This window comes from Methanobrevibacter cuticularis (genome assembly GCF_001639285.1).
Lineage (GTDB): Archaea > Methanobacteriota > Methanobacteria > Methanobacteriales > Methanobacteriaceae > Methanobaculum > Methanobaculum cuticulare.
Genome location: NZ_LWMW01000039.1, coordinates 1 through 925, shown reverse-complemented (window position 1 = coordinate 925; position 925 = coordinate 1). Strand labels below are relative to the sequence as shown.

The following is a 925-nucleotide window of genomic DNA, read 5'->3' as shown; positions in this document are numbered from 1 at the left end:
TGAATTATACTACTGTTCGTACTGGTTCTGTTAGTGTTGTTGTTGGTTTTGCTGGTAATGATAATTACACAAGCTTTATTAATTCTACAACTTTTACTGTAGCTAAGAATAGTACTAATTCTACTATCGTTGTTAGTCCTAATCCTGTAAATATTGGTGTAAATACTACTCTTAGTGGTGTTTTAGCTAATCATACTGGAATAAATCAGGTTACTGTTACTGTTGATGGTATACAGTTTATTGTAGCTGTTGATAGTACTGGTGGTTGGAGTTTGAATTATGCTACTGTTCGTACTGGTTCTGTTAGTGTTATTGTTGGTCTTTCTGGTCATGGAAATTTCTCTGATTTCAGTAATTCTACAACTTTCACAGTAAATAAGAATAGTACTAATTCAACTATCGTTGTTAATCCTGATCCTGTTAGTATTGGTAATAATGTCACTATTAGTGGTGTTTTAGATAATTACACTGGAATAAATCAGGTTGCTGTTACTGTTGATGGTATACAGTTTAATGTTGCTGTTGATAATACTGGTGGTTGGAGTTTGAATTATACTACTGTTCGTACTGGTTCTGTTAGTGTTGTTGTTGGGTTTGCTGGTAATGATAATTACACAAGCTTTATTAATTCTACAACTTTCACTGTAGATAAGAATAGTACTAATTCTACTATCGTTGTTAATCCTAATCCTGTAAGTATTGGTGTAAATACTACTATTAGCGGTGTTTTAGTTAATTATACTGGGATATCTAGTGTTACTGTTACTGTTGATGGTATACAGTTTAATGTTGCTGTTAATGGTTCTGGTGGTTGGAGTTTGAATTATACTACTGTTCGTACTGGTTCTATTAATGTTGTTGTTGGTCTTTCTGGTCATGGCAATTTCTCTGATTTCAGTAATTCTACAACTTTTACTGTAGCTAA

The 925-nt window shown here is 32.8% G+C and carries 1 protein-coding gene; it reads left to right on the top strand.

All coding sequences use genetic code 11. The features are described from left to right. Positions 1-925: hypothetical protein (locus MBCUT_RS11130; RefSeq protein WP_169805349.1), on the top strand; the 925-nt coding region annotated here is incomplete at both ends.